The 26,820-nt window shown below is 70.6% G+C and carries 26 protein-coding genes and 1 pseudogene; 17 read left to right on the forward strand and 10 right to left on the reverse strand.

Annotated features, from left to right (window positions below; all coding sequences use genetic code 11):
- The first annotated feature begins 3 nt into the window (after positions 1–3).
- From IM697_RS33580 to IM697_RS33630, 11 genes are read left to right on the forward strand one after another with little or no spacing between them, the layout of a single operon-like run.
- On the forward strand, positions 4–1,227 hold the full coding sequence (locus tag IM697_RS33580; protein ID WP_194039843.1) for a glycosyltransferase family 4 protein: 1,224 nt from the start codon (positions 4–6) through the stop codon (positions 1,225–1,227).
- Complete coding sequence (locus IM697_RS33585) at positions 1,228–2,478, forward strand: class I SAM-dependent methyltransferase (RefSeq protein WP_194039844.1); 1,251 nt, start codon at positions 1,228–1,230, stop codon at positions 2,476–2,478.
- The gene (locus IM697_RS33590) at positions 2,475–3,272 is read left to right on the forward strand and encodes a sugar phosphate nucleotidyltransferase (protein ID WP_194039845.1); all 798 of its coding nucleotides are present in this window, start codon (positions 2,475–2,477) and stop codon (positions 3,270–3,272) included. The genes IM697_RS33585 and IM697_RS33590 overlap by 4 nt, the downstream gene beginning before the upstream one ends.
- Positions 3,269–3,916, forward strand: a complete 648-nt coding sequence (locus IM697_RS33595; protein WP_194039846.1) for a PIG-L deacetylase family protein — start codon at positions 3,269–3,271, stop codon at positions 3,914–3,916. Before IM697_RS33590 ends, IM697_RS33595 begins: the two co-directional genes overlap by 4 nt.
- Before the next feature lie 3 nt (positions 3,917–3,919).
- Positions 3,920–4,945 (forward strand): NAD-dependent epimerase/dehydratase family protein, encoded by a 1,026-nt coding sequence (locus IM697_RS33600; protein WP_194039847.1) that lies wholly within the window; start codon positions 3,920–3,922, stop codon positions 4,943–4,945.
- A gap of 23 nt (positions 4,946–4,968) precedes the next feature.
- On the forward strand, positions 4,969–6,222 hold the full coding sequence (locus tag IM697_RS33605; RefSeq protein ID WP_194049997.1) for a DUF4910 domain-containing protein: 1,254 nt from the start codon (positions 4,969–4,971) through the stop codon (positions 6,220–6,222).
- Between the two features lie 5 nt (positions 6,223–6,227).
- Positions 6,228–7,517 carry an MATE family efflux transporter gene (locus IM697_RS33610; RefSeq protein WP_194039848.1) on the forward strand — a complete coding sequence of 430 codons (1,290 nt, stop codon included), beginning with the start codon at positions 6,228–6,230 and terminating at the stop codon, positions 7,515–7,517.
- Positions 7,514–8,461 (forward strand): glycosyltransferase family 2 protein, encoded by a 948-nt coding sequence (locus IM697_RS33615; protein ID WP_194039849.1) that lies wholly within the window; start codon positions 7,514–7,516, stop codon positions 8,459–8,461. Before IM697_RS33610 ends, IM697_RS33615 begins: the two co-directional genes overlap by 4 nt.
- A complete protein-coding gene (locus IM697_RS33620; protein WP_194039850.1) occupies positions 8,458–9,657 on the forward strand; it encodes a polysaccharide pyruvyl transferase family protein in 1,200 nt (399 codons plus the stop codon). The genes IM697_RS33615 and IM697_RS33620 overlap by 4 nt, the downstream gene beginning before the upstream one ends.
- Positions 9,654–10,205 (forward strand): dTDP-4-dehydrorhamnose 3,5-epimerase, encoded by a 552-nt coding sequence (gene rfbC, locus IM697_RS33625; protein ID WP_194039851.1) that lies wholly within the window; start codon positions 9,654–9,656, stop codon positions 10,203–10,205. Before IM697_RS33620 ends, rfbC begins: the two co-directional genes overlap by 4 nt.
- 7 nt (positions 10,206–10,212) lie before the next feature.
- On the forward strand, positions 10,213–11,532 hold the full coding sequence (locus IM697_RS33630) for a glutamate-1-semialdehyde 2,1-aminomutase (RefSeq protein ID WP_194039852.1): 1,320 nt from the start codon (positions 10,213–10,215) through the stop codon (positions 11,530–11,532).
- A gap of 43 nt (positions 11,533–11,575) precedes the next feature.
- Here IM697_RS33630 and IM697_RS33635 read toward each other — a convergent pair whose 3' ends face one another.
- Entirely contained in the window at positions 11,576–12,178 is a 603-nt protein-coding gene (locus IM697_RS33635) for a phosphatase PAP2 family protein (RefSeq protein WP_322734536.1), read from the reverse strand.
- Positions 12,179–12,412: 234 nt separating this feature from the next.
- Positions 12,413–12,618 (reverse strand): annotated as a pseudogene (locus IM697_RS45160) (IS481 family transposase); the annotation flags it as partial.
- 168 nt (positions 12,619–12,786) lie between these two features.
- Between IM697_RS45160 and IM697_RS33640 the strand changes: the two are divergent.
- Positions 12,787–13,665 carry a helix-turn-helix transcriptional regulator gene (locus IM697_RS33640; RefSeq protein WP_194039854.1) on the forward strand — a complete coding sequence of 293 codons (879 nt, stop codon included), beginning with the start codon at positions 12,787–12,789 and terminating at the stop codon, positions 13,663–13,665.
- Here the strand turns inward: IM697_RS33640 and IM697_RS46035 are convergent.
- Positions 13,548–14,081, reverse strand: a complete 534-nt coding sequence (locus IM697_RS46035) for a DUF6081 family protein (protein WP_407699565.1) — start codon at positions 14,079–14,081, stop codon at positions 13,548–13,550. The two genes, IM697_RS33640 and IM697_RS46035, sit on opposite strands and share 118 nt — an antisense overlap.
- Positions 14,082–14,744: 663 nt before the next feature.
- Between IM697_RS46035 and IM697_RS33645 the strand changes: the two genes are divergently transcribed.
- The 4 genes from IM697_RS33645 to IM697_RS33660 all read left to right on the forward strand — a co-directional run bounded on the left by IM697_RS33645 (position 14,745) and on the right by IM697_RS33660 (position 18,114).
- Complete coding sequence (locus IM697_RS33645) at positions 14,745–15,137, forward strand: hypothetical protein (protein WP_194039855.1); 393 nt, start codon at positions 14,745–14,747, stop codon at positions 15,135–15,137.
- Positions 15,134–15,754 (forward strand): nucleotidyl transferase AbiEii/AbiGii toxin family protein, encoded by a 621-nt coding sequence (locus tag IM697_RS33650; protein WP_194039856.1) that lies wholly within the window; start codon positions 15,134–15,136, stop codon positions 15,752–15,754. Before IM697_RS33645 ends, IM697_RS33650 begins: the two co-directional genes overlap by 4 nt.
- 235 nt (positions 15,755–15,989) lie before the next feature.
- Positions 15,990–16,370, forward strand: a complete 381-nt coding sequence (locus tag IM697_RS33655) for a hypothetical protein (protein ID WP_228044283.1) — start codon at positions 15,990–15,992, stop codon at positions 16,368–16,370.
- A 292-nt stretch (positions 16,371–16,662) separates the two neighbouring features.
- Positions 16,663–18,114, forward strand: coding sequence for a hypothetical protein (locus IM697_RS33660; protein WP_228044284.1), 1,452 nt, complete (start codon positions 16,663–16,665; stop codon positions 18,112–18,114).
- Between the two features lie 63 nt (positions 18,115–18,177).
- Here the strand turns inward: IM697_RS33660 and IM697_RS33665 are convergent, their stop codons facing one another.
- The 3 genes from IM697_RS33665 to IM697_RS33675 all read right to left on the reverse strand — a co-directional run bounded on the left by IM697_RS33665 (position 18,178) and on the right by IM697_RS33675 (position 20,470).
- Positions 18,178–19,266, reverse strand: coding sequence for a tyrosine-type recombinase/integrase (locus tag IM697_RS33665; protein ID WP_194039857.1), 1,089 nt, complete (start codon positions 19,264–19,266; stop codon positions 18,178–18,180).
- A gap of 60 nt (positions 19,267–19,326) precedes the next feature.
- Positions 19,327–19,533 carry a helix-turn-helix domain-containing protein gene (locus IM697_RS33670; protein WP_194039858.1) on the reverse strand — a complete coding sequence of 69 codons (207 nt, stop codon included), beginning with the start codon at positions 19,531–19,533 and terminating at the stop codon, positions 19,327–19,329.
- A gap of 238 nt (positions 19,534–19,771) precedes the next feature.
- Positions 19,772–20,470, reverse strand: a complete 699-nt coding sequence (locus tag IM697_RS33675; RefSeq protein WP_322734537.1) for a tyrosine-type recombinase/integrase — start codon at positions 20,468–20,470, stop codon at positions 19,772–19,774.
- 752 nt (positions 20,471–21,222) lie between these two features.
- Here IM697_RS33675 and IM697_RS33680 point away from each other — a divergent pair.
- The gene (locus IM697_RS33680) at positions 21,223–22,482 is read left to right on the forward strand and encodes a competence protein CoiA family protein (protein WP_194039860.1); all 1,260 of its coding nucleotides are present in this window, start codon (positions 21,223–21,225) and stop codon (positions 22,480–22,482) included.
- Between the two features lie 274 nt (positions 22,483–22,756).
- Here the strand turns inward: IM697_RS33680 and IM697_RS33685 are convergent, their stop codons facing one another.
- The 4 genes from IM697_RS33685 to IM697_RS33700 all read right to left on the reverse strand — a co-directional run bounded on the left by IM697_RS33685 (position 22,757) and on the right by IM697_RS33700 (position 26,796).
- Positions 22,757–24,031: an MFS transporter gene (locus IM697_RS33685; RefSeq protein ID WP_194039861.1), complete on the reverse strand. Its 1,275-nt coding sequence runs from the start codon at positions 24,029–24,031 to the stop codon at positions 22,757–22,759.
- A gap of 102 nt (positions 24,032–24,133) precedes the next feature.
- Positions 24,134–25,060: a DsbA family protein gene (locus tag IM697_RS33690; protein ID WP_194039862.1), complete on the reverse strand. Its 927-nt coding sequence runs from the start codon at positions 25,058–25,060 to the stop codon at positions 24,134–24,136.
- A gap of 53 nt (positions 25,061–25,113) precedes the next feature.
- Positions 25,114–25,647: a DinB family protein gene (locus tag IM697_RS33695; RefSeq protein ID WP_194039863.1), complete on the reverse strand. Its 534-nt coding sequence runs from the start codon at positions 25,645–25,647 to the stop codon at positions 25,114–25,116.
- A gap of 33 nt (positions 25,648–25,680) precedes the next feature.
- Entirely contained in the window at positions 25,681–26,796 is a 1,116-nt protein-coding gene (locus IM697_RS33700) for a flavin monoamine oxidase family protein (protein ID WP_194039864.1), read from the reverse strand.
- Positions 26,797–26,820: the final 24 nt, after the last annotated feature.

Genomic DNA, 26,820 nt, shown 5'->3' on the forward strand with positions numbered 1-26,820 from the left:
AGCATGCATGTCCTCGTGGTGCACAACCGCTACGCCTCGGCGCAGCCGAGCGGGGAGAACAGGGTCGTCGACCAGGAGGTGGAACTGCTGCGCGCGGCCGGCCACCGGGTCGAGGTGTTCGAGCGGCGCAGCGACGACATCGCCGCCCGGTCCCTGCCCGGCAAGGTCGCGGTGCCGCTGCTCGTGCCGTGGCACCCGGGGGTCCGCAAGGAGCTCGCGGCCCGGCTCCGGGCCGAGCGGCCGGACGTGGTGCACGTCCACAACGTCTTCCCGCTCCTGTCGCCCGCGGTCCTGGCCGCCTGCGCCGACGCCGGCGTACCCGCCGTCGCCACGCTGCACAACTACACCCAGGTCTGCCCGCCCGGCACCCTGCGGCGGGACGGCCGGCCGTGCACCGAGTGCGTCGGGGCGGCGGCGCCGCTGCCCGCCGTCCGGCACGGCTGCTACCGGAACTCCCGCCTGGCGACGGTGCCGCTCGCGGTCAGCCTGTCGGTCAACCGGCGGCGGTGGTGGTCCGGCGTGGAGCGGTTCCTCTGCATCTCCGCGGCGCAGCGCGACGTCCTGGTGCGGTCCGGCATGCCGGCCGAGCGGCTGGCGGTCAAGCACAACTTCGTGCCCGACCCGGACGACCGCAGGACGGGCGCCGGCGAGCATCTGCTCTACCTCGGCCGGCTCGCGGAGGCCAAGGGCGTACGGCTGCTCATGGCCGCGTGGGACGAGCTCGCCGCGGACGGCGGGGTGGGCGTGCCGCTCGTGATCGCCGGCGCCGGGCCGCTGGAGCGAGAGGTGACCGCCTGGGCGGCGGGCCGGGACGACGTGCGCTGCGTCGGTCTGCTGGACCCGGCGGAGAGCCGCAAGGCCCTCGCGCGGTCGGTCGCCGTGGTGGCTCCCTCGACGTGGCTGGAGGCGTTCGGGCTGGTGGTCGTGGAGGCGATGGCGGCCGGGGTCCCGACCGTCGCGGCCGGGCACGGCGCCTTCGTGGAACTCGTCGAGGACGGGACGACCGGGCTGCTGCACCGGCCGGGCGACTCCGCCTCGCTCGCGTCCCGCATACGCCGGATCGCGGCCGAGCCGGGCCGCAACCGGGAGATGGGCCAGGCGGCCCGGCGCCGTTACGAGCGGGGTTTCAGCCCGGCCGTCGGCCTGGAGCGCCTGGTGGAGGAGTACCGCACCGCGATCGCGGGGCGGACGCAATCGATGGGGGACGGAATCAATGGGGGGCACTAGATGACACGATGCCGACTCTGCGGCTCGGCGGCGCTGGCGAGCGTCGTCGACCTCGGGGCGACGCCACCGTGTGAGAGCTTTCTCGCCGCGGACCGACTGGACCAGCCGGAGCCGGCGTACCCGCTGCACCTGCGGGTCTGCACGGACTGCTGGCTCGCGCAGCTCCCGCCGCTGATCACGCCGGAGGAGACGTTCACGCAGTACGCGTACTTCTCCTCCTACTCGACCTCCTGGGTGGAGCACGCGCGCACCTTCGTCGCCGGCGCCGTGCAGCGGGTGGGCCTCGGCCCCGACGCCTTCGTGGTCGAGGTCGCGAGCAACGACGGGTACCTGCTGAAGCACGTGGTGGACCGGGGGATCCGCTGTCTGGGCATCGAGCCGTCGGTGAACGTGGGCGCCGCGGCACGGGACGCGGGGGTGCCCACGCTCACGGAGTTCCTGACCCCGGACACCGGCTCGGGCGTCCGCGCCGAACACGGCCCGGCGGACCTGGTCGTGGCCAACAACGTGTACGCGCACATCCCCGACGTGGTCGGCTTCACCCAGGGGCTGCGCGCCCTGGTCGCCGACGACGGCTGGGTCTCCGTCGAGGTGCAGCACCTGCTGACCCTGATCGAGCGGAACCAGTACGACACGATCTACCACGAGCACTTCCAGTACTACACGGTGGCGTCCGCGATCCGAGCTCTCGCGAGCGGCGGACTCGCGCTCGTGGACGTCGAGTTGCTGCCGACGCACGGCGGCTCCATCCGGCTGTGGGCCCGGCCGGCCGAGGCGGCCGGTGAGCCGACCCGGCGGGTGGCCGACGTGCTGGCCCGGGAGAAGGCCGCCGGGCTGCAGGAGCTGTCCGGGTACACCGAGTTCTCCGCCCGGGTGGCCAAGGTGCGCCGGGACCTGCTGAAGTTCCTCATCGAGGCGGCCGAGCGCGGCGAGACGGTCGTCGGCTACGGCGCCCCCGGCAAGGGCAACACCCTGCTCAACCACTGCGGCATCCGCCCCGACCTGCTCCCGTACACGGTCGACCGCAACCCCTACAAGCACGGCAGGTTCACCCCGGGCACCCGCATCCCGATCCTGCCGCCCGAGCAGATAGCCGCCGACCGACCGGACTACGTCCTCGTCCTCCCGTGGAACCTCCGGGACGAACTGGTCGAGCAACTGTCCTTCATCCACGACTGGGGCGGCCGGCTGGTCTTCCCCATCCCGGAACTGAGCGTTGTCGAGGTCGCATCTGGAAAGGGCACAGCATGAAGGTCGTTCTGTTCTGCGGCGGTTACGGGATGCGGATGCGCAACGGAACCGCCGACGACGTGCCCAAGCCGATGGCGATGGTCGGCCCCCGGCCGCTGATCTGGCACGTCATGCGCTACTACGCGCACTACGGGCACCGGGAGTTCATCCTGTGCCTCGGGTACGGGGCCCACCACATCAAGGACTTCTTCCTCAACTACGAGGAGACGACGTCCAACGACTTCGTGCTGCGCAACGGGCAGACCGAGTTGCTGTCCACCGACATCTCGGACTGGACGATCACGTTCGCTCAGACCGGCGTCGAGTCACCCATCGGGGAACGGCTGCGCCGGGTGCGGCACCACCTGGACGGCGACGAGATGTTCCTCGCCAACTACGCCGACGTGCTCACCGACGCCCCGCTGCCGGAGATGATCGACCGGTTCGCCCGGCGCGACGCCGGCGCCTCGATGATGGTGGTGCCGCCGCAGTCCTCGTTCCACTGCGTGGACCTGGGCGAGGACGGCCTGGTGGGCGGCATCACCGCGGTGAGCGAACTGCCGCTGTGGGAGAACGGCGGCTACTTCGTGCTGCGCCAGGAGGTCTTCGACCACATACCTCAGGGCGGGGACCTGGTCGCCGACGGATGCGCCCAACTGGCCAAGCGCGGCCGCCTGGTGGCGCACCGGCACCGCGGCTTCTGGAAGCCGACCGACACCGTGAAGGAGCGGGCCGCGCTGGACGCCGCCTACGCCCGGGGCGAGCGCCCGTGGGCCGTGTGGGAGCGGGACGACATCACGGGGGTACGGGCGTGATCCGGCTCGGGGCCGGGCCCCTGGAGCGGATCGTCGCGGTGGGCGCGCACTGCGACGACATCGCCATCGGCGCGGGCGGCACGCTGCTGACGCTGTGCCTGGCACGGCCGGGCATCCGCGTCGACGCGCTGGTGCTCTCCGGCGGCGGCAGCGAGCGGGAGCGGGAGGAGCAGGCCGCGCTCGCCGCCTTCTGCCCGGGCGCCGACCTGCGGCTGACCGTGCTCAAGCTGCCGGACGGCCGGATGCCCGCGCACTGGGACGAGGCCAAGTCCGCGGTCGAGGAACTGCGGATGCGGACCGAGCCGGATCTCGTGCTGGCCCCGCGCACCGATGACGCGCACCAGGACCACCGCGGCCTGGCGAAGCTGATGACCACCGGATTCCGCGACCACCTCGTGCTCGGCTACGAGATCGTCAAGTGGGACGGCGATCTCGGCCGGCCGGCGGCGTACCAGCCGCTGTCACCGGAGATCGCCGAACAGAAGGTGCGGCTGCTGCAGGAGCACTACCCCTCGCAGCGGCACCGGCCCTGGTACGACCGGGAGGCCTTCCTCGGCCTCGCACGGATCCGCGGCATCGAATGCCACGAGCGCTACGCCGAGGCGTTCGCCGCCACCAAACTCACGCTCAACCTGGGGGGTTGAACCTTGCGCGTACTACTGACCGGACACCAGGGCTATCTGGGCACCGTGATGGCCCCGGTCCTCGCCGCCGCCGGACACGAGGTCGTCGGCCTCGACGCCGGCCTGTTCGCCGACTGCGTCCTCGGCCCGCCGCCCGCGGACCCGCCGGGGCACCGGGTGGACCTGCGCGACGTCACGGCCGAACACGTGGCCGGCGTGGACGCCGTGATCCACCTGGCCGCGCTGTCCAACGACCCGCTGGGATCGCTGGCGCCGGAGCTCACCTACGACATCAACCACCACGCGTCCGTACGGCTGGCCCGGCTGGCCCGCGACGCCGGAGTGCGGCGCTTCCTGTACGCCTCCACCTGCTCGGTCTACGGCGCCGCCGGCGGCGACGACCTGGTGGCCGAGGACGCCCCGCTGCGCCCGGTGACGCCGTACGCGGAGTCCAAGGTGCGGGTCGAGGACGATCTGCACGCGCTGGCCGACGGCGACTTCACCCCGGTGTTCATGCGCAACGCCACCGCCTTCGGCCACTCGCCCCGGCTGCGCGCCGACATCGTGCTGAACAACCTGGTGGGCCACGCGCTGCTGTCCGGCGAGGTCCTCGTGCTCTCCGACGGCACCCCCTGGCGGCCGCTGGTGCACGCCGCCGACATCGCGCGGGCCTTCACGGCCGCGCTGACCGCGCCGCGCGACGCGGTGCACGACCGGGCGTTCAACATCGGCAGCGAGATCAACAACGTCACCGTCGCCGAGATCGCCGGGCAGGTCGCCGAGGCGGTGTCCGGCGCGAAGGTGGTGATCACCGGCGAGACCGGTGCCGATCCGCGGTCGTACCGGGTGGACTTCTCCCGGTTCCGCGCCGCGGTGCCCGGCTTCGACTGCGAGTGGACGGTGAAGCAGGGCGCGCTCGAACTCGCCGACGCCTACCGCGAACACGGGCTGACCCGGGAGGACTTCGACCGGCGCTTCACCCGCCTCGCCGTGCTGCGCGCGGCGTCCGACGCCGGCACCGTCGACGACACCCTGCGGCGGCGCCGGTGACCGCGGCCTGCTCCGGCGAGGAGATGTACGCGCTGGTGGAGCGGATGTACCCGCTCTGCCGGTCGATCACGGGCGACGGCGTGCGCGCCACCCTCGACATCGTGGGCGAGTACATCCCGCTCCAGGTGCACGAGGTGCCGACCGGGACCCAGGTGCTGGACTGGACGGTGCCGCAGGAGTGGAACATCCGGGACGCGTACATCGCCGACGCCGCCGGCCACCGGGTCGTCGACTTCGCCGCGTCCAGCCTGCACGTGCTCGGCTACAGCGTGCCGGTGTCGCGAACCATGCCCCTGTCCGAGCTGCGCGCGCACCTGCACACCCTGCCGGACCGCCCGTCCTGGGTGCCGTACCGCACCAGCTACTACCAGCCGGAATGGGGGTTCTGCCTGGCCCAGGAGACCCTGGACGCGCTGCCGGACGGCGACTACGAGGTGTGCGTCGACTCCACCCTCGCGGACGGCCACCTCACCTACGCCGAGCATGTGATCCCCGGTCAGGTCCCCGACGAGGTGATCGTCTCCAGCCACGTCTGCCACCCTTCGCTGGCCAACGACAACCTGGCCGGCATCGCGGTGGCGACGTTCCTGGCCAGGGCGCTGGCGGAGCAGACGCCGTACTACACCTACCGGTTCCTCTTCGCGCCCGGCACCATCGGGGCGATCACCTGGCTGGCCCGCAACAAGGAGCGGGTGGAGCGGGTCAAGCACGGGCTGGTGCTGGCCTGTGCGGGCGACCGGGGCTCGCTGACGTACAAGCAGAGCAGGCGCGGCGACGCGGAGATCGACCGGGTGCTGCGGCATGTGCTGACCGCCTCCGAACGCCCGCACCGCATCGCCGAGTTCACTCCGTACGGCTACGACGAGCGGCAGTTCTGCTCCCCCGGGTTCGATCTCGGCGTGGGCTCGCTCAGCCGGACCCCGTACGCGGGTTACCCCGAGTACCACACCTCGGCGGACAACCTGGACTTCGTCTCCCCGGAGGCGATGGCGGACACCCTCGCGGTCTGCCGCGAGGCGTTCGCCGTCCTCGACCGCAACCGGCGGTACCTCAACCTCAGCCCCTACGGCGAACCACAGCTGGGCCGACGTGGGCTGTACGACGCGCTCGGCGGCCGCAGCGACACCAAGCAGGCGCAGCTGGCCATGCTCTGGGTGCTCAACCTCTCCGACGGCGAGCACAGTCTGCTGGAAGTCGCCGAGCGCTCCGGGCTGCCGTTCAGCGCCGTCGCCGCCGCGGCCGACGCCCTGCACGGCGCCGGGCTCGTCAAGGCGTGACGCCGATGACCACCGAGGAGGAGAAGACCAGGCCGACGGCAGCGAGGGCCAGGCGGGCCGTCGTCGGCAGGCTGTCCTGGGGACTGGCCGACCAGGCGGCCTCCAGCATCGGCAACTTCCTGGTGGGGATGTACGTGGCACGCTCGCTGGGGCTGGCCGCGTTCGGCGCGTTCACCCTGGTCTGGGTGACCTACGGCGTGGTGCTGAACGTCTCCCGCGGGCTCGCCTCCGATCCGCTCGTGGTGCGCTTCAGCGGCGTGCCGGACGCGTCCTGGCGTGCGGCGACGGCCCGGGCGTCGGGTACCGCGCTGGGCGTCGGTGCCGTCATCGGCGTGGTGTCCGTGGCGGTCGGGCTGAGTCTCGGAGGCCGGTTGGGGGGAGCGTTCGTCGGCCTCGCCATCGTGCTGCCGGGGCTGCTCCTGCAGGACGCCTGGCGATTTGCGTTCTTCGCCGCGGGCGCCGGGCGGAAGGCGTTCGTCAACGACGTCGTGTGGGGCGTCGCGCTCGTCCCTGCCTTGGTGATGGCGGCCAAGGCAGGCAGCGTGGCGGGCTTCGTGCTCGCCTGGGGCGGGTCCGCCGCGGTGGCCGCGGGGTACGGCTGCTTCCAGTCCGGTATCCGGCCCAGGCCGGCCCTGGCGCGGGCGTGGCTGCGCGAGCAGCGCGACCTCGGCTACCGGTACCTGGTCGAGAACGTCAGCCTCAGCGGGGCGAGCCAGCTGCGGGCGTACGGGCTCGGCGCGATCGCCGGGGTCGGCGCGGTGGGTGCGGTCCGGGGCGCCGAACTCCTGCTCGGCCCGTTCCTCGCCGTGCTGATGGGCCTTTCGCTCGTCACCGTACCGGAGGCGGCACGGGTGCTGCGGCAGGCCCCGCACAAGCTGGGCAGGTTCTGCGGTCTGCTCTCCGGCGCGCTGGCCGCCGCCGCGCTGCTGTGGGGCGGCGCGCTGCTCCTGGTGCCGGACTGGGCCGGCGAGCACCTGCTCGGCCAGGTCTGGGACTCCGCCGCCCAGCTCATCGTGCCGATCTCGCTCGGCGTCTGTGCCGTCAGCTTCGGCGTCGGCGCGGCGGCAGGGCTGCGCGCGCTCGCCGCGGCCGAGCGCAGCCTGCGCTGCCAGCTGTTCGCCTCCGCCTGCTACGTCGGCGGCGGCCTCGCCGGGGCGGCCGCGGCCGGCGCGGTCGGCTCGGCCTGGGGCGTCGCCGCCGCGAACGCCTGCGGCTCCGCCGTGTGGTGGCTGCATCTGCGGGCCGCCCTGCGCGAGCGCCACCACAACTCCGTTCCCGAAGTGAGGACTTCATGACCGCGCAACCCAGGCTGAGCATCGGCCTGCCCGTCTACAACGGCGAGGAGTACCTCGCCGAGTCGCTCGACGCCCTGCTCGGCCAGACCTACGAGGACTTCGAGCTGGTCATCTCCGACAACGCCTCGACCGACGGGACCCAGGAGATCTGCCGCAAGTACGCAGCCCAGGACCCCCGCATCCGGTACATCCGGCTGGCCCGGAACATCGGTGCCGCGCCCAACCACAACTACGTGTTCACCGAGTGCCGCGGCGAGCTGTTCAAGTGGGCCTCGCACGACGACCTGTACGCCCGGGACCTGCTGCGGCGCTGCGTCGAGGCGCTGGACGAGCGGCCGGACGTAGTCCTCGCCCACGCCGACCAGGCGGTCATCGACGGCGACGGCAAGGTGAAAGTCCCGTACGACTACACGCTCGCCACCGCCTCCCCGCACGCGCCGGAGCGCTTCCGCAGCTTCCTGTTCGAGCCCGGCGGCGACGACTTCTACGGCGTGCTGCGGGCCGACATGCTGCGCAAGGTCAGGCCGCACGACAGCTACCACCACGCGGACCGCACGTTCGTCGCCCAGATCGTCCTGCAAGGCCCCTTCCACCAGGTGCCGGAGCTGCTGTACTTCCGCCGCGACCACCCCACCCGCGCCGAGCGGGCGAACCCGTCCAAGCGCTCCCGGTGCGTCAACCTGGACCCGCGCCGGGCAGGCCCGCTGCACCCGACGCCCCGGTTGCTCGCCGAGTACGTCTGGGGTTTCGTCTCGGTGATCCGGCGGGCGCCGTTGTCCCCGACCGACCGGCGCGCGTGCTACCGCCACCTGGCCTCATGGATGGCCAGCCGGGTCCGGCCGGGCGCCGGCGAGCGGGTCGAGGACCGCGCCCCGGTCGACCCGGGTCGACTCACCGTCTCCGTCGACGCCCTCGTCGCCGGCCGTGAAGGGAGGCAGGCGTGAGGACTCCGGTACGCGTCGGGCTGTTCGGCCTGCTCGGCTCCGGCAACCTCGGCAACGACGGCTCGCTCGAGGCCGTGCTCGGGTACCTCCGCGCCGAGCACCCGGAGGCGGTCGTGGACGCGCTGTGCGGCGGACCCGAGGTCGTATCGGCCCGGTACGGCATCCCCGCGACGCGGCTGAACTGGTACAGCGGCGAGTACCGGACCGCGTCGAGCGTGGGCGCGATCGCCGGGAAGGGTCTGGGCAAACTCGTCGACGCCGTCCGCACCGCAGCCTGGGTGCGCCGGCACGACGTGGTGATCGTGCCGGGCATGGGCGTCCTGGAGGCCACGCTGCCGCTGCGCCCGTGGGGCTTCCCGTACTCGCTGTTCCTGCTCTGCGCGAGCGGCCGGGTGTTTCGCACCCGGGTCGCGCTGGTCAGCGTCGGCGCCTCCGCGATCAGCCACCGGGCGACCCGAGCCCTGGTGCGCTGGTCGGCGCGGCTGGCCACGTACAGGTCGTTCCGGGGCGCCATGTCCCGCGACGCGATCCGGGCGATGGGCGTGGACACCGCGCGCGACGAGGTCTGTCCGGACCTCACGTTCGCCCTGCCGACCCCGCGCGCGAGCGCGCCCGCGGACCCGCCGGGCCCGGTCTGCGTCGGCGTGATGGACTTCCACGGCGGCAACGACGAGCGCGCCCGGGCCGAGGAGATCCACCGACGCTACCTCGACGGGACGACCCAGTTCGTCCGCGCGCTGGTCGAGGACGGCAGGCCGGTCCGGCTGCTCATCGGCGACGAGCTCGATGCGCCGGTGGCCGCCGCGATCCTCGACGCGGTGGGCTCGCCGCTCGTCACCGCCGCCGAGGCGACCTCGCTCGCCGACCTCATGAAGGAGGCGGCGGCTGCCGACGCCGTGGTGGCGACCCGCTACCACAACCTGGTCTGCGCGGTGAAGGTCGGCACGCCGACGCTCGCGCTCAGCTATTCGGCGAAGAGCGACGTGCTGATGGCGGAGATGGGCCTCGGCGCGTACTGCCACCCGGCCCGCGAGGTCGACGTCGACCAGCTGCTCGAGCAGTTCCGGGCGCTGGAGAAGCGATCGGCGGAGCTGCGGCGGGTCCTCGCCGAGCGGAACCTGGCCGCTGTCCGGCGCGTGGAACACCAGCTCACCGCCTTGACCGCGTCCCTGTTCCCGGCGACGGAGGCCTCATGAAGGCGACCGAAGTCCCTCAGATCGCCGGGGCGTATCTCTTCGAGCCGACCCCGTACGCCGACGAACGCGGCTTCTTCTGCCGCACCTTCGACGCCGACGTGGTCCGCTCGGTGGGCCTCGACCCGTGCGCCTTCGTCCAGGACAGCGTGTCCCGCTCGGTCCGGGGCGTACTGCGCGGGCTGCACCTGCGCTCCGGCACGGGCGAGGCCAAGCTGGTGCGGTGCTCGTACGGAAAGATCTTCGACGTGGTGGTGGATCTGAGGCCGGCCTCACCGACGTACCGGAACTGGACCTCCTTCGAACTGTCCGGCGAGACACAGGCGACGGTGTACATCCCGGCGGGATGCGCGCACGGCTTCCAGGCGCTGACCGAGACCGCCGACACCTCGTACCGGATCGACCGCCCGCACGACCCGGCCGAGGACGTGACGATCGCCTTCGACGATCCGGAGTTGGCGATCCCCTGGCCGCTGCCGGTCACCTCGATGTCCCAGCGGGACCGGGAGGCGCCGCGCCTCGCCGAGGTCCTGAAACACCAGGAAGGATGAAGTCGGCGTGGAAGAGCTCCTCCTCCCCAAGTCACAAGCGGCGAACGAGCAACTGCACACCCTGATCCCCGGAGGCGCTCACACCTACGCCAAGGGCGACGACCAGTACCCCGAGAACCTGGCCCCGGTCATCAGCCACGGCCGCGGTGCCCATGTGTGGGACATCGACGGCAACCGCTACATCGAGTACGGCTCCGGCCTGCGCTCGGTCAGCCTCGGCCACGCCCACCCGCGCGTGACCGAGGCGGTACGGCGCGAACTCGACCGCGGCAGCAACTTCGTGAGGCCGTCCATCCTGGAGGTCGAGGCCGCGGAACGCTTCCTGGCCACGGTGCCGACCGCCGAGATGGTGAAGTTCGCGAAGAACGGCTCCGACGTCACCACCGCCGCGGTCCGCCTCGCCCGCGCGGTCACCGGGCGCCCGCGGGTCGCCATCTGCGCCGACCACCCGTTCTTCTCCGTCGACGACTGGTTCATCGGCACCACGCCGATGTCCGCCGGCATCCCGGCGGCGACCACGGACCTCACCGTGGCGTTTCCGTACGGGGACCTGACCGCCACGGAGGAGCTGCTCACCCGGCACCGGGACGAGATCGCCTGCCTGATCCTCGAACCCGCCGGCCACACCGAGCCGCCGCCCGGCTACCTGGCCGGCCTGCGCGAACTGGCCGACCGGCACGGCTGCGTACTGATCTTCGACGAGATGATCACCGGCCTGCGCTGGTCCGAGGCGGGCGCTCAGGGCCTGTACGGCGTCGTCCCCGACCTCTCCACGTTCGGCAAGGCACTGGGCAACGGCTTCGCCGTCTCCGCGCTGGCCGGGCGCCGCGAGCTGATGGAGCGGGGCGGGCTGCGCCACTCCCACGACCGGGTGTTCCTGCTGTCCACCACGCACGGTGCGGAGACACACTCCCTGGCAGCCGCGATGGCCGTGCTCACCACGTACGTCGAGGAGGGCACGACCGCCCGACTGCACGCACTCGGCGAGCGGTTGGCCGACGGTGTCCGCGAGGCCGCGGCCGGCATGGGCGTCGGCGACTATGTCGTCGTCCGGGGCCGGGCCAGCAACCTGGTCTTCGCCACCCTCGACGAGAACGGCCGGCCGTCGCAGCCGTACCGCACCCTGTTCCTGCGCCGGCTCCTCGCGGGCGGGGTACTGGCCCCGTCGTTCGTGGTGAGCAGCGCGCTCAGCGAGGCCGACATCGACCGCACCGTCGAGGTGGTGGCCCAGGCATGCGCGGTGTACCGGAAGGCACTGGACGCCGCCGATCCCACGCCCTGGCTGGCGGGACGACCGGTGAAGCCGGTGTTCCGCCGCTTGGCATGACACTTGGCATGACATGACGTGCCGTGCCGTGCCGTGCCGTGCGTCAGGGACGCTCCCACCGACCGGCGTCGGCCAACCGGTCCACCACCCACGCGGTCGCCGGTACCACCGCCAGCGCGGTGCACCAGCCGCCGATGACGTCGGTCGGGTAGTGCGCCCCGAGGGCGACCTGCGCCCAGCCCATGGCGGCGCCGGCAACCAGCGCAGCGGCGAGCACGAGTGCGGCGCCGCCCGTCCTGCCGAGGCCGAACCGTCCCGCCGCGAGCAGCGCCACCACGAAGGCGAGCGCGGTGAGGAAGGCGGTGTGCCCGCTCGGATAGGACAGGTTGCCCTCGCCATGGATGGTGCGTCCCACCAGGGGCTTGAGCAGCGTCGTCGTCCCCACGGTCAGGCCGGCACCGGCGACCACGAGCACCGCCGCACGAGGACGCCGAAGCAGCAGACAGCCCGTCACGGCGGCCACGACCAGCATCGCCGCTCCGACGGGCTCCCCCAGGAAGTCCGTGGCCAGAGCGACGTCCCGCCACGGCGACCCCACACCGCCCACCGCCGCCTGGATCCACCCGTCCACCCTGCCGGGCTCGCCGCGCCCCGCGTACCGCACCCCGAGCCCGACGACAACCAGCGTGGCGAGGCCCGCGACCACCCCGAGCCACGCGCGCGGCGACGGGGGCAGTAGCCCTGAAATCGTCTTCCGCCGCCCCCAACTCCCCACCCACGAGCCCCCCGTCGTGTCCTGATGATCCGCGTGCCAACACTACGTGGAAGAGGGGCTGTGCCAGGGCTACGCCTGCTTCGAGCTGGCCGCCGTGGGTGTGACCGGAGAGCTGGAGGTCGACGCCGTGGCGGGGCCCTGGCTCTTTGTGCGGCTGACGGACGCCTATGACAGCGGGTCTTGGGCTTTCTGCCGTAGGCGTTCGTAGGGGGTCTGGCTGGCCAGGGCGCCGTGGGGGTGATGGTAGTTGTAGTAGTCCTCCCACTCCTCCGAGTCGATGCGGTGCGATCGTTCGACCTTGCCGTTCAGCCGCGGGGTCGAGGCTTGATGCGAACGTGCGCTATGCCCTTGTCGAGCAGGTGCCAGTGGAAGGCCTCAGGCGGGTGCAGTCGTCGATGGCGGTGTACTGGTAGAAGCGCTTCTTGCGGCCGCTCTGGCCGAGCGGCCTCGACCCGTGACGAGAGGACAACCAGTGCCCTGGGCGACGGTAGGACAGCCAGTACCAGGCACGACGACGGCCCGGCGGACACAATGACGGTGTGGACGAGACCCTGGGCACGGCACTGCACCGCCGGCGCGACCGCCTCTCCCCCGCCGACGTCGGACTGACCTCACGGCCCGGACGACGCGCGGTGGGGCTGCGCCGCGAGGAACTGGCCGAACTCGCCGGACTGTCGGTCGACTACGTGGTCCGCCTGGAACAGGGCCGCGCCAAAAGCCCTTCGGCACAGGTCGTCGCGAGCCTGACCAGGGCACTGCAACTGCAGCCCATGGAGCGCGATCACGCCTACCGGCTAGCCGGCCTCCTGCCTCCCCAGGAGGGAACGGTCTCCACCCATGTCCCGGCCGGGGTCCAACGGATGCTGGCCCGCCTCGGGGAGTTCCCCGCGGGCGTGTTCAGCGCCGACTGGACCCTGCTGTCCTGGACCCCCGCATGGTCGGTACTGATGGGCGACCCCGGCGCACGGACACACGCCGAGCGCAACCTGGCACGGGCGGTCTTCGCCACAGGGCCCAGCCGGCTCGCGGCCTGGCCCGTCCTGCCCGACGACGACGCCCTGAAACCCGCCCTCGTCGCCGACCTGCGCACAGCCCTCATCGACTACCCCCGCGACCGCGGCCTGACCGACCTCGTCGAGGAACTGCGCTCCACCAGCGCGCAGTTCGCCCGACTGTGGGACGAGGGCACGGTCGGCCCGCACGTCTCGGCCCGCAAGACCGTCGTACACCCCCAGGTCGGCGAGGTGAGGTGCGACTGCGACGTGCTCACCGTCCCGGGCTGCGACATCCGACTCGTCGTCTACACGGTGGCAGCAGGATCCACCGACGCGGAAAAGCTGGAGTTCCTACGGGTCACGGGCGGCACCCGCGCCGACAACTCCTCACCTCCAGGGCCCGGCCTGTTCTCCACACCGTGACCATCGGGACGGCCGGGTGTGCGGATGGGTGCGGTCGCCCCGGGGTACGGCAGGCGTTCGGTGATTGCGAACGCGCTCTCGCCGCTCGTGCCCAGGTCGTAGACCCAGCCGTTGACCGGATCACAGAGGCCGAAGGCCGCGAAGCCGTCGCGGTGGTTGTACGGCGTCGTGTTGGCCGCTTCGGCTGCGATCGAGGCGGAGAAGCCGGTCCTGCCGGCCTCGGGGGTGAACACCGGTCGACGGCGATCCGCTGTCAGCCGAGGCTGAGGCCGAGCCCGCCCCTTCGCGCCCGGGACGCGGGGCGCGTCGTAGGCGACGGCCTCCTCCTCGGTCAGGCCGTCGCCGGTCACGCTGAGAGCGCCGGCGACCGCCCGCGAACCACGCACAGCAGGCACTGCAACTATGCGCCGACCCACTCGGGCGAGAAACGCGTAGTTTCAGTCCCCCTCCAGGCGAACGACCACTTCCTCTGCTGGGCCCGGTGCGAGGCCGCGCCCGCTCTCCGCCGCATCACCGGCCCCGGCAAGTTCTGCAACCGAAACTCCGGCACCGCCGTGAATGGGAAAACTTGTCGGCTGGCCATGCGAGTGCCCAGCGGTCGACGCCCCCGAGGCTCGACTACTTGAGGCATGCGCCGGCAGGTCACGCCGCCTCAGGCAAGCACACCACCCGCTCGGCCTGTTGGATGGCGGGAAACAGGTCGAGCGACATGCCCGGACTGCAGATCCCCAGGTCAACGCCTGTTACTTCACCGGCTCCAAAATCGCCACACACTCCACATGATGCGTCATCGGAAAGGTGTCGACCTGGACAGCACATGGCAAAACCGCTGGTCAATCCGGGTTGTATGGCCCGATCAGCGGTCTCACAGGGGCCATGAGCGTCAAACGAGCGTCACGGCCGACGAAGACGACGCCCCCAGACACACGCCGTCGGCTTCAGCGGGGCAGGTCATCGGCGAGGCGCCACGCACCCGCCTTCGTGGAAGTGCGGCCAGTGATCTCCGCCTCGTGCCACACCCGCGTCGCGGCTCGCCCATCGTCACCCGCGCCGCTTCCCCGGACCGCCATAATGGACGTATGCCCTCCAGCCCGCAGCACGCCGCACCCGAGTCCGGCGACCTCTCGGTCCCGGTCGCCGAGGACCTCGCGTTGTACCGGGAAAAGTTCCGGCTGCGCCTGCCGGAGTCCCTGGACGACCTGCACGGCCCCGCCCAAGGAATCGTCGAGCTGCCGCTGCACATCGCCTGGTCCGGGATGACCTCGTACGACATGAGCAACCCGCGCCAGCGCATGGGCCTGTACCGCACCATCCTGCACGAGGGCCTGCGCGAGGACCTGCCCCGCTACCTCAACCACGACCTGCTCCTCCAACTGTGGCCGGTACTGCGCACACTCGTCGGCCGCACGGTACGCACCGTGTGGGAGGACGCCTTTCCCCAGCTCGCCTCCCGCGCCCGAGCCGCCGCATGACGGACATGCCGGAGCTGCACACTCGGCTCCTGGCGGACGTGATCTCGCTGGGTTCTCCGTATCCACTCGTCCTGACCGGCGGATACGCCGTCCGGGCGCACCACCTGGTGAGCCGGCCGAGCCAGGACCTCGATGTCGCCACTGAGAACCCGGCGCCTATGGCCGAGATCGCGGCCACGCTCCGCAGCGGTCTGGAATCCAGGGGCTGGCAGGTACAGGCACTTGAGACTGCCCCACTGTCCGCCCGCTTCACGGTGACCGATCCGGCGACCGGCCAGGAGTGCGAGGTCGACATCCTCAAAGAGATCTTCTGGCGGCCGGTCACCCAGAGCCCCTACGGACCCGTCCTCGCAGAAGAGGATGTGATCGGCACCAAAGTCCGCGCCCTGGCCGACCGCGGAGCGCCCCGCGACCTGATCGACGTGTTCGCGGCCTCCCGTCGATGGAGCAATGCCGAACTCGAGGAGTTCGGTCGCCGTCACGCCCGCGGCCGTTTCGAGCGAGAGGACCTGCAGGCCAACCTCACGGGCGCCGAGTGGACTGACGACGAAGCCTTCACCGCCTACGGGCTCGACTCCGCCACGATCACCGCTCTCCGCTCCTGGGCGGTGGAGTAGGCCGACGACCTCGCGGCTCGTCTCCTCGAAGAGGCCGATGATCCGGACCACGGCTGAACCACCTCGCCGGGGCCCTGCTAAACCGGCTGCCGTTGACCGGGAAAGCCTTCAGGCCAAGCGAGGGTTTCCTCGCCTCGCCGTCGACCTCGCGGGCGCCACGGACGTCATGGCAGACGGGTCAACACTGCTCTACTGCACCTGCGCCTCGCCCCGCATGGCCCACTACCGTTGCCCGATGGATTCATTCGGCCTCGGGCACCAGCACGCCGTAGAGAGCGACGCGCCTACGCCTTCCCGTTGGAGCCCCTCCGCCGACCAGCTTCCGTCGAGCCTGACCGTACTGACCGGACCCACCCACGGTCCCGTGGATCTGCCGTTGCACCTCGCCTGGTCCGGACTGCGCACCTTCGATCTGGACGACGACAAGCTGCTCCTGGGCATGTACCGCATCGTCCTGACCACGGGCCTGCGCGACGACTACATCCAATTCCTGGATGGCAACCTCCTGACCTCCCACTGGCCCCGGCTCCGGAAGATGGTCGGCCGCGACGTCCGCAAAGCCTGGGAGGGGACTTTCCCTCAGTTGCGCCTGTACACCGGCTGGGCTGCCGCGTGACTCATCGGGAGTGACCGGATCTACCCGAGTACCACCGCCGGCTCCTCATCGACACGCTCGACCTGGGTCGCCCCTACGGGCTCGCTCTCATGGGCGGCTACGCGATCTGGAGAGGCCGATGATCTGGACCTCGGCTGAACACTCCACCGAAGCTGCTGTCCATTACACCGGCTGCCGTTGGCGGTGGCCGAGATCGGCATGAGGCACTCGTACGAGCGACCCAGGACCTTCAGCCGCGGGCCCGCTCACTCTACGGTGGCCACCCGCCACACCGTCCAGTGGAGTCAACACCATGAAGTACGCCGTGTCCGCGCCTCAGGCCGACTTGCTCCGCGAGATCGCGGCGGCTTCCGAGGCTATGCGGATCCCGCCGGCTCGTTCGCAGACGGCTTGGGCGCTGGAGCAGCGCGGGCTGGTCAAGCGGACGTGGCGTGGCAGCGGACAGGTCGCGGTGGTGACGGCGGACGGCCGCTACTTCCTCAAGCACGGCAGGCATCCCCGGCAGGTGCGCGCAGAGAAGGAGCGGCTGCAGGGCGATGGCGCTCAAGCCGCGCTCGCCCCAGCCGGCGGGGCCGAACTGGTCTCCCGTCTGAAGTCGGCCTCAGGGAGAAAGATCACGGTCCCTGATCCCGCGCCGAAAACTCGGGGGCGATGGCGGGCCGCCTACTACGACGCACTCCACCACGGACACGTGCCGGACGGCCACAAGGTGCGGTGGAACGGCCGCCAGCGCGGTGACTGCGTCTTCACACTGGTCGACGAGGAGGCCGAGAAGGCCGCCCAGCCGCCACCGGTACCGACCGTCGACGTACCGGAGGTGCTGGATCGCCCTCACCCTCTTGTCCGTGCGACGCGGAAAGCCTTGGGCCGTTCGCAGGGTCCGGTCGACACTCGAGGCCGGGCAGAGATCATCCCGTTGCACGTGTCGCGGCCACTCGCCGACCGTGCCCTACGAGTCGCGCACGCACTCCTGACGGAAGCCGAGAGCCGCGGTCACGCAGTCGAGACGCAAACCGACCTGCAGGACGGTGAGGCTTTGCACACGCTGGCGATCACCATCCGGGGCCACGCCTTCCCCCTCGTCCTCACGGAGCGGACGACCAAAGTCCCGCACGAGCCGACCCCACAGGAACTCCGCCAGCAAGAACGCAACCCGTGGACCCGAGTGCCCAAGTATGACGAGGAGTTCAACGGCCGTCTCGCCATCGGCGCCCCCGCAAAGAGCTGGTACCAGCACTCGTACTCCTACAGCGACGGAGCACGCTGGACCTTGGAGTCCCGCCTGGGTCTTCTGCTGCAGGACCTAGAGCGCCTCGCTGCGGAGGCAGAACGACGGGAACAGGAGCAGGAACGTGCCGAAGCCGAGCGGCGGCGGCGTTGGTACGCGGCCCTCGCCCAGGCTCGAGAGCAGCAGATCGAGCAGCACCGCTCGAAGACCCTCATCGAGCAGGTCGAGAGCTGGCGGCAGGCCGCCGAGATCCGCGCATTCTGCCGGGCCGCCCGTGCCCGCGCCGACGGCACACCGGTTCCGGCCGAGGAGGCCGAGTGGCTGGAGTGGGCTGAAGCGTATGCGACTCAACTCGACCCGCTGCAGCACCAGCTGAAGACGCCGCCGGATCCCCCGGCCAAGCGGGAGGTTCTGCGGGAGCTGTCGAAGGTCGACACCTACGCCTACCCGTGGCCGTTCGACGCCGACGGCCGCTGGACGCTCCCTGAGGTTGAGTCGGCCGACGAGCTCCCCTGAACTGCGGTCGCCCCTCACACAAACGCCTTCGCCCTGTCCACGAAGGACAGGGCGAAGGAACGTTTATGCAGCGATGCTGAGCGGAGCCTCCATACGCTCCCAGGCGCCGAGCACAGCCTTGTGCGCGTCGGGCTGAAGGTGGGCGTAGCGCTGGGTGGTCTGGAAGCTCTCGTGGCCGAGGAGGTGCTGGACCTCGTAAAGCGAGACGCCCTTCTGGACCAGCCACGAGGCGCAGGTGTGGCGCATGGAGTGCGGCGGGTAGTGCGGGACGAGCTGCTGCTCGCCGTCATCGTCGAAGTAGTAGGAGCTGTCGACAGTCGGCCACCAGGTCTGCCGTCGCCAGTTGCCGTCGTTGAGGAGGCGGCCGGCCCGGCCCTTGGTGAGGGTGGTGAACACCACGGCGTCCCGGTCGAGCCGGTGGATATGGCGTTCGACCGCCTCTAGGACGTGAGGCGGGAGCGGCACCTCTCGGCGGCTCTTGGAGCTCTTCGGGTACTCCTTGATGCCGCTCTTGGTATTGACCTCCACGACGAACAGACGTGAGCGGCGCTGGTCGATGCGATGCCTGTGAAGGCCAGACAGCTCGCCCCACCGCAGCCCGGTGTAGAAGCCGAGCAGGCACATCGTCCGCCACACGGTGGGGAGTTCGTCCAGGATGCTCTGCGCCTGGTCGAGCGTGAACCACTGCGGTGGTTTGACAGCGATCTGGGGCAGGTCGATGCTGCGGCAGGGGCTCACCGCGATCACGTCGTCGTCGACGGCCGCGCGCATGATGGAGGACGTCAGGTTGTAGGACCGCTTGATGGCCGCGGCCCCCACCCCCTTCTCGATTAGGGAGCGGATCCAACTCTGCACATCCATGCGGGTGATGGCCCGCATCTCCCAGTCGGCCCAGTAGGGCATGACGTGGTTCTTGATGCTCGACGCGTCGCCCTGAAGGGTGTGGGGCTCGACGACGCGGGCGTTCCACCACCGGTCGTGCCAGTCGCGGAAGGACGTTTCGCCGACCCGCGGGTCGCGCAGGCCCCCGCGGGCGAACTGGGTCTCCATCTCGAGTCCCCAGGCGCGTGCCTGCGTCTTGAGGGGAAACGATTCGCTGAACCGGTCACCGAGCCGGTTGCGAACCGTCGCCTGCCAGTTGCCAGTCTTCAACTTGCGTAGGTACAGCCCAACTCCTCATGTCAGTACGGAAGGTCCTTCGCCGGGCCGGGGTCAGCGGCGCAGTCTCGGTGCGGCGACAGCGCGGCTGGAGATGAAGGCGTCGAGTCCGGCGGCGGGAACGCGGATACGCGAGCGGCTCGTGCCGGTGCGGAGATCGACGACTGGCAGGTCGCCTGCGGCGATGAAGCGGTAGACGGTGCGGCGGTCGACGTCCAGGGCAGCGGCGACGGCGGGAACGGACAACAGGCGCGCGGGCAAGGGTGACTCCTTGGCAGGGAGGGGGAAAGGGGCGCGGCGAGCAGGCAGCCGCGAGGCCGGTTCGCGGGGAAGGCCGACATGCCCTCTGTCAGGGACGGGGCGCGGCACGTCAGGAAGCGGCGGGACTCCTGTGAACAGGAGCCGGGTATGAGCACAGTCGATGGCAGACCGGAGAGCGTGCGGGAAGGCAATCGCGGGTGGCGGCGCTCCGCTGATCGGTCGGTGCGCCGGGGCTGGTTCACCGCGTAGTCGGCTCCGGAAGGAGAGTTACCTGGGAGGGGCGCCGCGTGTCGGTCTCGTCTGCTTCGAGGCGGAAGCAGTACGGGTAGCGGAGCACCAACCAGGCGGGGTCCACGCCGGCGAGCTCGGCCACGGTGGCGACGTCGAGGCCCAGCCGCAGCCAGCGCACCAGAGTGGAGTCCCGGAGGATGTCGACGGGCTCCCCCAACCGCCAGCTCAGCAGCTCGTCGTGCGGCAGTACGGCCTCCTGCGCCTGTTCCCACAGCCGCTCGTACGCGGCTATCGAGAGTCGCGCACCGCGCGTGCCGGGGAACAGCAGATCGCCCTTCTGGAGACCGGCCACGTCGATCCACTCGCGCAGGAAAGCGGCGAACTGCGGTCGCAGCGGCACCACTCGAGCCCGTCCTCGATGGCGAACTGTCAGCTCACCAGAACCACCTGAACGAAGGACAACATCGCGAACACGCAGAGCCCGGGCTTCACTCGGACGAAGTGCCCCCTCGGCCACGGCGGCGAGGAAGGGGTGCACCGAGCGACTTCCGCCCGTCTGCTGACGTATCCAATCCAGCAGCGAGAGGACTTGCCTCTCGGAAAGTATCCATTCCTCGTCCAATGCATCGATCAGCACAGTAGTGAACTCCTCAGGAAAATAGGGGATTCGTCGCACGAGGACCGCTTGACAAGGACAATGGTCCACACGATCCCCGGTTTCGGTAACCGGGGATCCCGTGCTACAAAGGCAGGGGCCCGCCCATCGGCCCGTGCGGGATTTTCTGTCGCATCATGACGATTTCACACCCGCGGCTAGCCCGCCTACACCTAGGTTCACTTGAAGCAGCCGAACTAATCCAGTCCGTTGCCGACCGAATACGTCTGCCGTCGGCGAACTGCTTCTGGGAGCAGAGTTCACTGCCAAAAATCGCTAAAATGGGGCAAATTCACCCCCAGAACGGACGGCCAGGGCAGGTGCCTTCTAAGCGCCTGCCCTGTCGGCGAACCCAAGCGCGTTGAGCACCTGGCCGAAGCGGTGGCCGAAGAAGCGAGAAGCGATGGGCAAACCAGCCCCCTTAGCCGCATGGAACATTTCTGGCGAGGGCGAGGAATTTCACTGCGAATGTCGCCCCCACTCCTCACGCCGTGCCTGGATGACGATTTTCGTACCGTCGGGAACTCGTCTGCGGGGCCTGGCTATTCGCGGGTGGAGGTCAGAACATTCAGTGCACACTTCCAGGATTCCGCTCCGGATCGGAACGGATCAACCGTTGCCAGAAGGACGACACACGCCACTCGCAGTGCCACTGAAGAATTCACACACACTGCCTGATCTCGAAATCCCAGTGCAAGATCTTGGCGACGCATACCTGGTGAAACTCCCTGCCCTTCTCGACAGGAAGGGTGGGTTCGATGCCCACTGGCGCGCTGTCAGTGGCTCTTCGTAGCCTGATGAGTATGGCGAACGGCGTATGGCACACCGGCTATCGCATAAAGATCGAACTGACGCATGCGGATCTCGGACACCCTGACCGCCCTGGCCTGTTGGACGAGATCACCATGCCGATCGAGAAGCGCGATCGTGAGCTGCTGCAGTGCTTGCAGCATCACGACACCGGCATCTGCCGGGCCGAGGAAAGAGACCGATCACCGTGGATGACCATCCGTCGACGCACCATCGACGGAACCACCACCCTTGTCGCCGCGCACTTGCCAGTGCGCACCAAGCCAACCGCCGTGGAGAGCGACAAGCACAAAGCTCTCAAGGCGCGTATCGTCCGCGCCGCACAACGCCACGGTCTGACGGCCGAAATCGAGGCGCGTAGCACGGACGGCAAAGTACGCAGCGACGTTCTGGTCACCGGTGGCGCTGAGCGCATCGGCTGGGAGGCGCAGTACTCGCCGATCACGGCATCGACCGTGCGGCGGCGCTCGGCCGCGTCTGTAGACCGAGGGATCATGCCGCTGTGGGTGACCAACGACGACCGGGCCGCACTGATCGACCGTGCGCCATGGGTGCGGGTGGATGACTGGACCTGGCGCGAGATTGCCTCCGAGCGCGCCATGCTCGTGCGGGGCGGGATCCGGCATCTTCAGGACTGGGCCTGCATTCCGGCAGCCCAGCGGCCCTGCCCCCTCAACGGCGGCTCATGCGGAGGCTTGCACGTGCAGTGGGATCTGCCTGCTCTGTGCTTGCCTCCCAAACCGCACACCCGCGTCGACGACCTCGTCACGGCCAGCGCCGAAGGCCAGTACGTTCCCATGAAGATCCCCGGCCAGCTCAACCCGCGGGTCTCGACTCGCCTGTGGGCTCCCGCGGCGGACCGGGACCGGTGGCGCGACATCATCGGCGAAGACGAAGCACTGCCCGAACCGGAAGTCCCTGCGGAAGCAAGTCTGACGTTCACTGAAGAGACGCTCGATTCCACCTGCCGCTACGGCGAGGACACCCGCGTCTTCGACGACCGACGTCCACGCCGCGACCACGCTGACGCATCCGGCCTGCACAGCTTCACAGAAGTACCCCGGCGGATCTTCCGGGTCCCTCACCAGCCCCAACGTCTCACCAGCAGCCCAGAGCAGCGGATCGCTGCCGCGCAACGCCACGGCTGCGCCGTCTGGCATATCGGCCCGTGCGCAGGTTGCGGCACCCCGATCCAGCGCTACGGCCCTGGCTCCGCACACGCCTGCGCCTCATGTCGCAGACGTGTGCGCTAGCTGAGCGGCGGACCTCATCGGACGCGTCTGGTCACACCAAGTTCTGTGCCACTTGGAATGACTTCACCGGCAAGGCACCACAGACCACTGGATGAGTCCAGCAACCACGCCGGGGTGCTGGTTCACCGACGGCACCACCGCACCGCTATCGGAACCGTACGCAGACCAAGGCGGCTGCGCGCCATGCGCCCAAGCAGCACAGGTCATGAGGCGCTGTAGCTCAGCGGACTTCAGTACGTCGGCAGACGGCGCATACGTCGTGCACCACGGGTGATCACCGGGGCTTCGCGGCGGCGGTGGCTGCGATGGCGGGCAGGATCGCCAGGGCGAGGATGCCGCCGGTGAGGGAGAGGAAGGCGTAGCCGGTGGCGGCGACGACCAGGCCGGAGGCGAGGCCGCCGGTGGCGCCCGCGATGGCGATGGAGACGTCGACCAGGCCCTGGGTCTTGGCGCGGGTGGCGAGCGGAACGGAGTCAGTGATGATCGCGGTGCCGGAGACCAGGCCGAGGTTCCAGCCGATGCCGAGCAGGGCGAGGGCCAGGGCGAGCAGGGCGACCGAGCCGGCGGGTGCGGTGGCGGCCAGGATGCCGGCGGCGAGGAGCGTGAGGCCGGAGGCGGCGGCGACCGGCAGGCGTCCGTAGCGGTCGACGAGGCGGCCGGTGAGCGGGGACGGCAGGTACATGGCGCCGACATGGATGCCGATGACGAGTCCTGAGGCCGCTGTGCCGTGACCGTGGGCGGCCATGTGGACCGGGGTCATCGTCATGATCGCGACCATCACCAGCTGGGTGAGGATCATGACGAGGGCGCCGAGGACCACGCCAGGTCTCCGTTTACCGGTCTCCTCCGGGGTGGTGGGGCTCGGGGCGGTGGCCGCCTGGGCGGCGTCGAGTTGGCGGGCGAGCAGCAGCGGGTCGGGGCGCAGTCGGAGTGCGAGGACGAGGGCGGCGAGCGCGTAGGCGGCGCCGGCCAGGAGGAAGGGTCCGGCCAGGGCGGGGATGCCGAGGGCGGTGGCCAGGTCTCCGGTCGGGGCGGCAAGGTTTGGGCCGAGGACGCCGCCGAGGGTGGTGGCGACCAGGACCGAGGAGACGGCTCGGGCCCGGCAGGCGGGGGCTGCGAGGTCGGCTCCGGCGTAGCGGGCCTGGAGGTTGGTCGCGGTGCCGGAACCGTAGACGAAGAGGGCCGCGAAGAGCAGGACCGGGCTGTCGACGACGGTGGCGGCGATGACCCCGGCCGCACCCACCGCGCCCGCCAGGTAACCGGCGGCAAGGCCGGGGCGGCGCCCGCGCGCCTGGGATATGCGCCCGACGAGCACGGCCGCCAGCGCGGAGCCCGCGGTGAACAGTGCGCTGGGCAGGCCCGCGAGACCGGTCGAGCCGAGCATCTGCTCGGCGAGCAGACCGCCGACGGTGATGCCGGCGGCGAGCCCGGCGCCGCTGAGGATCTGGGAGAGGAACAGGACGCGCAGGATGCGCCGTTGGGCCTCTGGCTGCGGGGATATGTGGCCAGGCGGGGCGGCGGCGGGTGTGTCGGACTCGGTGTGCGTCACAGGGTCTCTTTCAGTACGGGACGACGGCGGATGTGCGGCTTCGGGTGCACGCCCAGGTGGCGGGGGCGGGGGCAGGATGCCCTTGCGCGGATCGTGCGGCCGTCAGCCGAATTCAGGTGTCATGGCCGCGGCGGTCTTCAGATGGACGGCCGCCTCTTGCTCTCTGCCGAGGCGTTGGAGAGTTCGGCCCAGCATGAGCCGTGCGTACGAGTCGTCGGGTGTGTCCGCCACCAGCTGCCGCAGTACGTCGTGGGCTCGGGAGAGCTGAGCCGAGTGGAAGTAGGCGCGGGCGGCGAGTCCACGGACGTTCGGATCGTCGCCGTGCCGGTCGAGCAGAGGGCGGAGGAAGGTGAGGGCGCCCAGCGGGTCGCGTTGCCGCAGCAGGGATTCCGCCCAGCGCAGCCGCAGGACCTCTTCCGGCGTCTCCCGGGTGTGTACGTCCGCGGCGGCGGTGAGGAAGTCGATGATCGCCTCGGGTGGCTGGGCGCCGGCGAGCGCCCGGTCGCCGACCACCAGGGTGGGCGAGGTTGCGATACCGCGGGCTTTCCCGATGAGCAGGAGTTCACGCACCGCGTGCTCGGCCGCGTCGAGTTCCAGCGGCGCGGGGTTGCTGGGAAGTCCGGCCGTGTCGGCGATGGCCTGGAGCAGCTGCTGGTCGCTGATGTCGGCGCCCTCAAGGAAGTGCGCCTTCATCACCCGCTCGACGACGTCGCACTGCAGGCTGCTTCCGCCGTGCTCGTAGGCAAGGGCGGCGAGGCGGTGCGCGTCGTGGCTGCTTGCCCGCCATGCGGCTCCCCACCCCGGGCCGAGCCCTTCTTCCTCGGCGGCGATCTGCACCGGGTGCCCCGGCGCCGCGGTGTCCTCCGCCGGAACGGCCTGTGCGGGAGCGGTCGGGTCGATCCGGTACGGCCGCCACACCACCTGGGTGTCGAGCCCGGCCAGCGCCGGATCGGCCAGGGCCCGCTCCAGGCGCCGCTTGCCGATGTAGGCCCAGGGGCAGACCGTGTCCGCCCACACTTCGATACGCATGCGGTCCTTCTTGTCGTGTGTGCGGGGGCGTTACCGCCGGGCGTGGTGTCGGGTCAGGCGAGCGGGTTGAGGACGAGGTATCCGTCGAGGCGGGTGACCTGGTCGGTGTCCGGGTCGGTGGGGAGGTCGTGGCCGAGGTCGTTCGCACGAACTTCGCCGATCCACTGGTCGTGCTGGTACTCGTGGTTAATCAGTGCGATCAGGAGATGGCGCGCCACGATGGTGAGTTGGTCCGGGGCGCCCACGTGGCCGCCTGCGATGGCGTTCATGCGGGTGTGGATGCGTTCGGCGACGGTGTCGCGGAACGTGGCGAGGCGTTCGACGGTGGGCAGGGCGCCGCGGAACTTCTCCGGGTTCGCGGAGTCCATGAGCCCGTCCAGTTCGGGGTCGGGGCTGGGCTCGGCGGCGGTGAGGTTACGGACCATGAAGTGGGCGACGTGGGCCTGGTGGCCGAGGTGCCAGCCGATCGCGCTGGAGTCCTCGTGCGGGCGCCAGGTGACCTCGTCGGGGGTGAGGTCCTTCCACAGGGCGTCGGTGTAGGCGCGGGCACGGTCGTACTCGCGCAGGAGGGCTGTCACCTCGTGCATCGGGTCACCTCTGAGATCGGTTCGCAGGACGTTTCAGACGGCGGTGGAGTTCGCCGCCGCGGGCTCCGGATTCGGGTCGGGCAGGGCGTGGAGGATGGCGTGGGCGGCGCGTTCGCCACCTTGCAGGGCGCCTTCGATGTGGCCGGCGTAGCCGCGGGCGGTCTCGGTGGAGGCCCAGTGGAGGCGGCCGTCCAGGGCCGGTCGCTGGTAGAGGCGGTGGCTGAAGAAGGAGTAGTCGGTCAGCTGTGCCACCTGCGCGGGGGAGGTCCACTGCTCGGCGCTCCAGTCCTGGACATGCAGGGCGAGGGGCCGGGCTGCCTGCGGGCCGAAGAGCTGCGTCAGCTGCCCCGTGACGGCCGTAGGGAAGTCGGGGCCGGCGCCTCGGGCGGTGCTCGCGTGGGCGAAGCCGAACAGCGCGGCGGGCCATCCGTCGGGGCCGGACATGTCGTGGATCTCCTGCAGCGGTCCGCTGCGGCTGAAGGCGGCACCGGCCAGGCCGTCGCGGCGCCAGAACGCGTCGGCGTACTCGGCCACGACCTTCACTACGGCGCCCATCCACACCGGGGTCTGCTCGGCGACGCGTACGAGATCGGCGGGCAGTTGGCCGTCGAAGTCGATACGGGCCAGGGCGAGCGCGGGCGGTACGGCGAGGACGACGTGCTCGGCCTCGATGACGGAGTCGGGGGTGTGCACGGTCAGGCCGGAGCCCTCCGTCTCACCGGCCCGGATCGCGGTGACCGGGGTGTTGAGCCGGAGCGTGCCGGAGGGCAGCGAGGCGGCCAGAGTGTCGGTCAGGGCCGCCGCGCCGGTGGCGAAACGATGGGAACGGGCGTCGATCGGGTTCCCCGCGAGCCGCTGCACGCCGCCCGCGTCCTGGTAGACGGCGTCGCCGGTGGTGTGCTGAACGAAGCTGCCGAGCCCCGCGTCAGCGAGGAGCGCGCGGACGTGCCGTTCGTCGTCCCAGAACCAGGTGGCTCCGAGATCAAGGGAGCCCTCGGCGGCCGGGGCGCTCAGCAGGCGGCCTCCGATCCGGTCCCGTGCCTCCAGGACCACGACGTCGTGCCCGGCCTGGGTGAGGATGCTCGCCGCGGTGAGGCCGGACGCGCCCGCGCCGATCACGACGACGGAGCGATGGGTGCTGTGCGACATGCGCGGACGCCTTTCTTGTCAGGG

Source organism: Streptomyces ferrugineus (assembly GCF_015160855.1).
Classification (GTDB): Bacteria; Actinomycetota; Actinomycetes; order Streptomycetales; family Streptomycetaceae; genus Streptomyces; species Streptomyces ferrugineus.

What these genes read in the sequence shown, in the direction of transcription:
- IM697_RS33580 (WP_194039843.1), top strand. Translation starts at nt 4, where the DNA reads ATGCATGTCCTCGTGGTGCACAACCGCTACGCCTCGGCGCAGCCGAGC.
- IM697_RS33585 (WP_194039844.1), top strand. Translation starts at nt 1,228, where the DNA reads ATGACACGATGCCGACTCTGCGGCTCGGCGGCGCTGGCGAGCGTCGTC.
- IM697_RS33590 (WP_194039845.1), top strand. Translation starts at nt 2,475, where the DNA reads ATGAAGGTCGTTCTGTTCTGCGGCGGTTACGGGATGCGGATGCGCAAC.
- IM697_RS33605 (WP_194049997.1), top strand. Translation starts at nt 4,969, where the DNA reads ATGTACGCGCTGGTGGAGCGGATGTACCCGCTCTGCCGGTCGATCACG.
- IM697_RS33610 (WP_194039848.1), top strand. Translation starts at nt 6,228, where the DNA reads ATGACCACCGAGGAGGAGAAGACCAGGCCGACGGCAGCGAGGGCCAGG.
- IM697_RS33615 (WP_194039849.1), top strand. Translation starts at nt 7,514, where the DNA reads ATGACCGCGCAACCCAGGCTGAGCATCGGCCTGCCCGTCTACAACGGC.
- rfbC (WP_194039851.1), top strand. Translation starts at nt 9,654, where the DNA reads ATGAAGGCGACCGAAGTCCCTCAGATCGCCGGGGCGTATCTCTTCGAG.
- IM697_RS33645 (WP_194039855.1), top strand. Translation starts at nt 14,745, where the DNA reads ATGCCCTCCAGCCCGCAGCACGCCGCACCCGAGTCCGGCGACCTCTCG.
- IM697_RS33650 (WP_194039856.1), top strand. Translation starts at nt 15,134, where the DNA reads ATGACGGACATGCCGGAGCTGCACACTCGGCTCCTGGCGGACGTGATC.
- IM697_RS33655 (WP_228044283.1), top strand. Translation starts at nt 15,990, where the DNA reads ATGGATTCATTCGGCCTCGGGCACCAGCACGCCGTAGAGAGCGACGCG.
- IM697_RS33660 (WP_228044284.1), top strand. Translation starts at nt 16,663, where the DNA reads ATGAAGTACGCCGTGTCCGCGCCTCAGGCCGACTTGCTCCGCGAGATC.
- IM697_RS33680 (WP_194039860.1), top strand. Translation starts at nt 21,223, where the DNA reads ATGGCGAACGGCGTATGGCACACCGGCTATCGCATAAAGATCGAACTG.
- IM697_RS33690 (WP_194039862.1), bottom strand. Translation starts at nt 25,060, where the DNA reads ATGCGTATCGAAGTGTGGGCGGACACGGTCTGCCCCTGGGCCTACATC.
- IM697_RS33695 (WP_194039863.1), bottom strand. Translation starts at nt 25,647, where the DNA reads ATGCACGAGGTGACAGCCCTCCTGCGCGAGTACGACCGTGCCCGCGCC.
- IM697_RS33700 (WP_194039864.1), bottom strand. Translation starts at nt 26,796, where the DNA reads ATGTCGCACAGCACCCATCGCTCCGTCGTCGTGATCGGCGCGGGCGCG.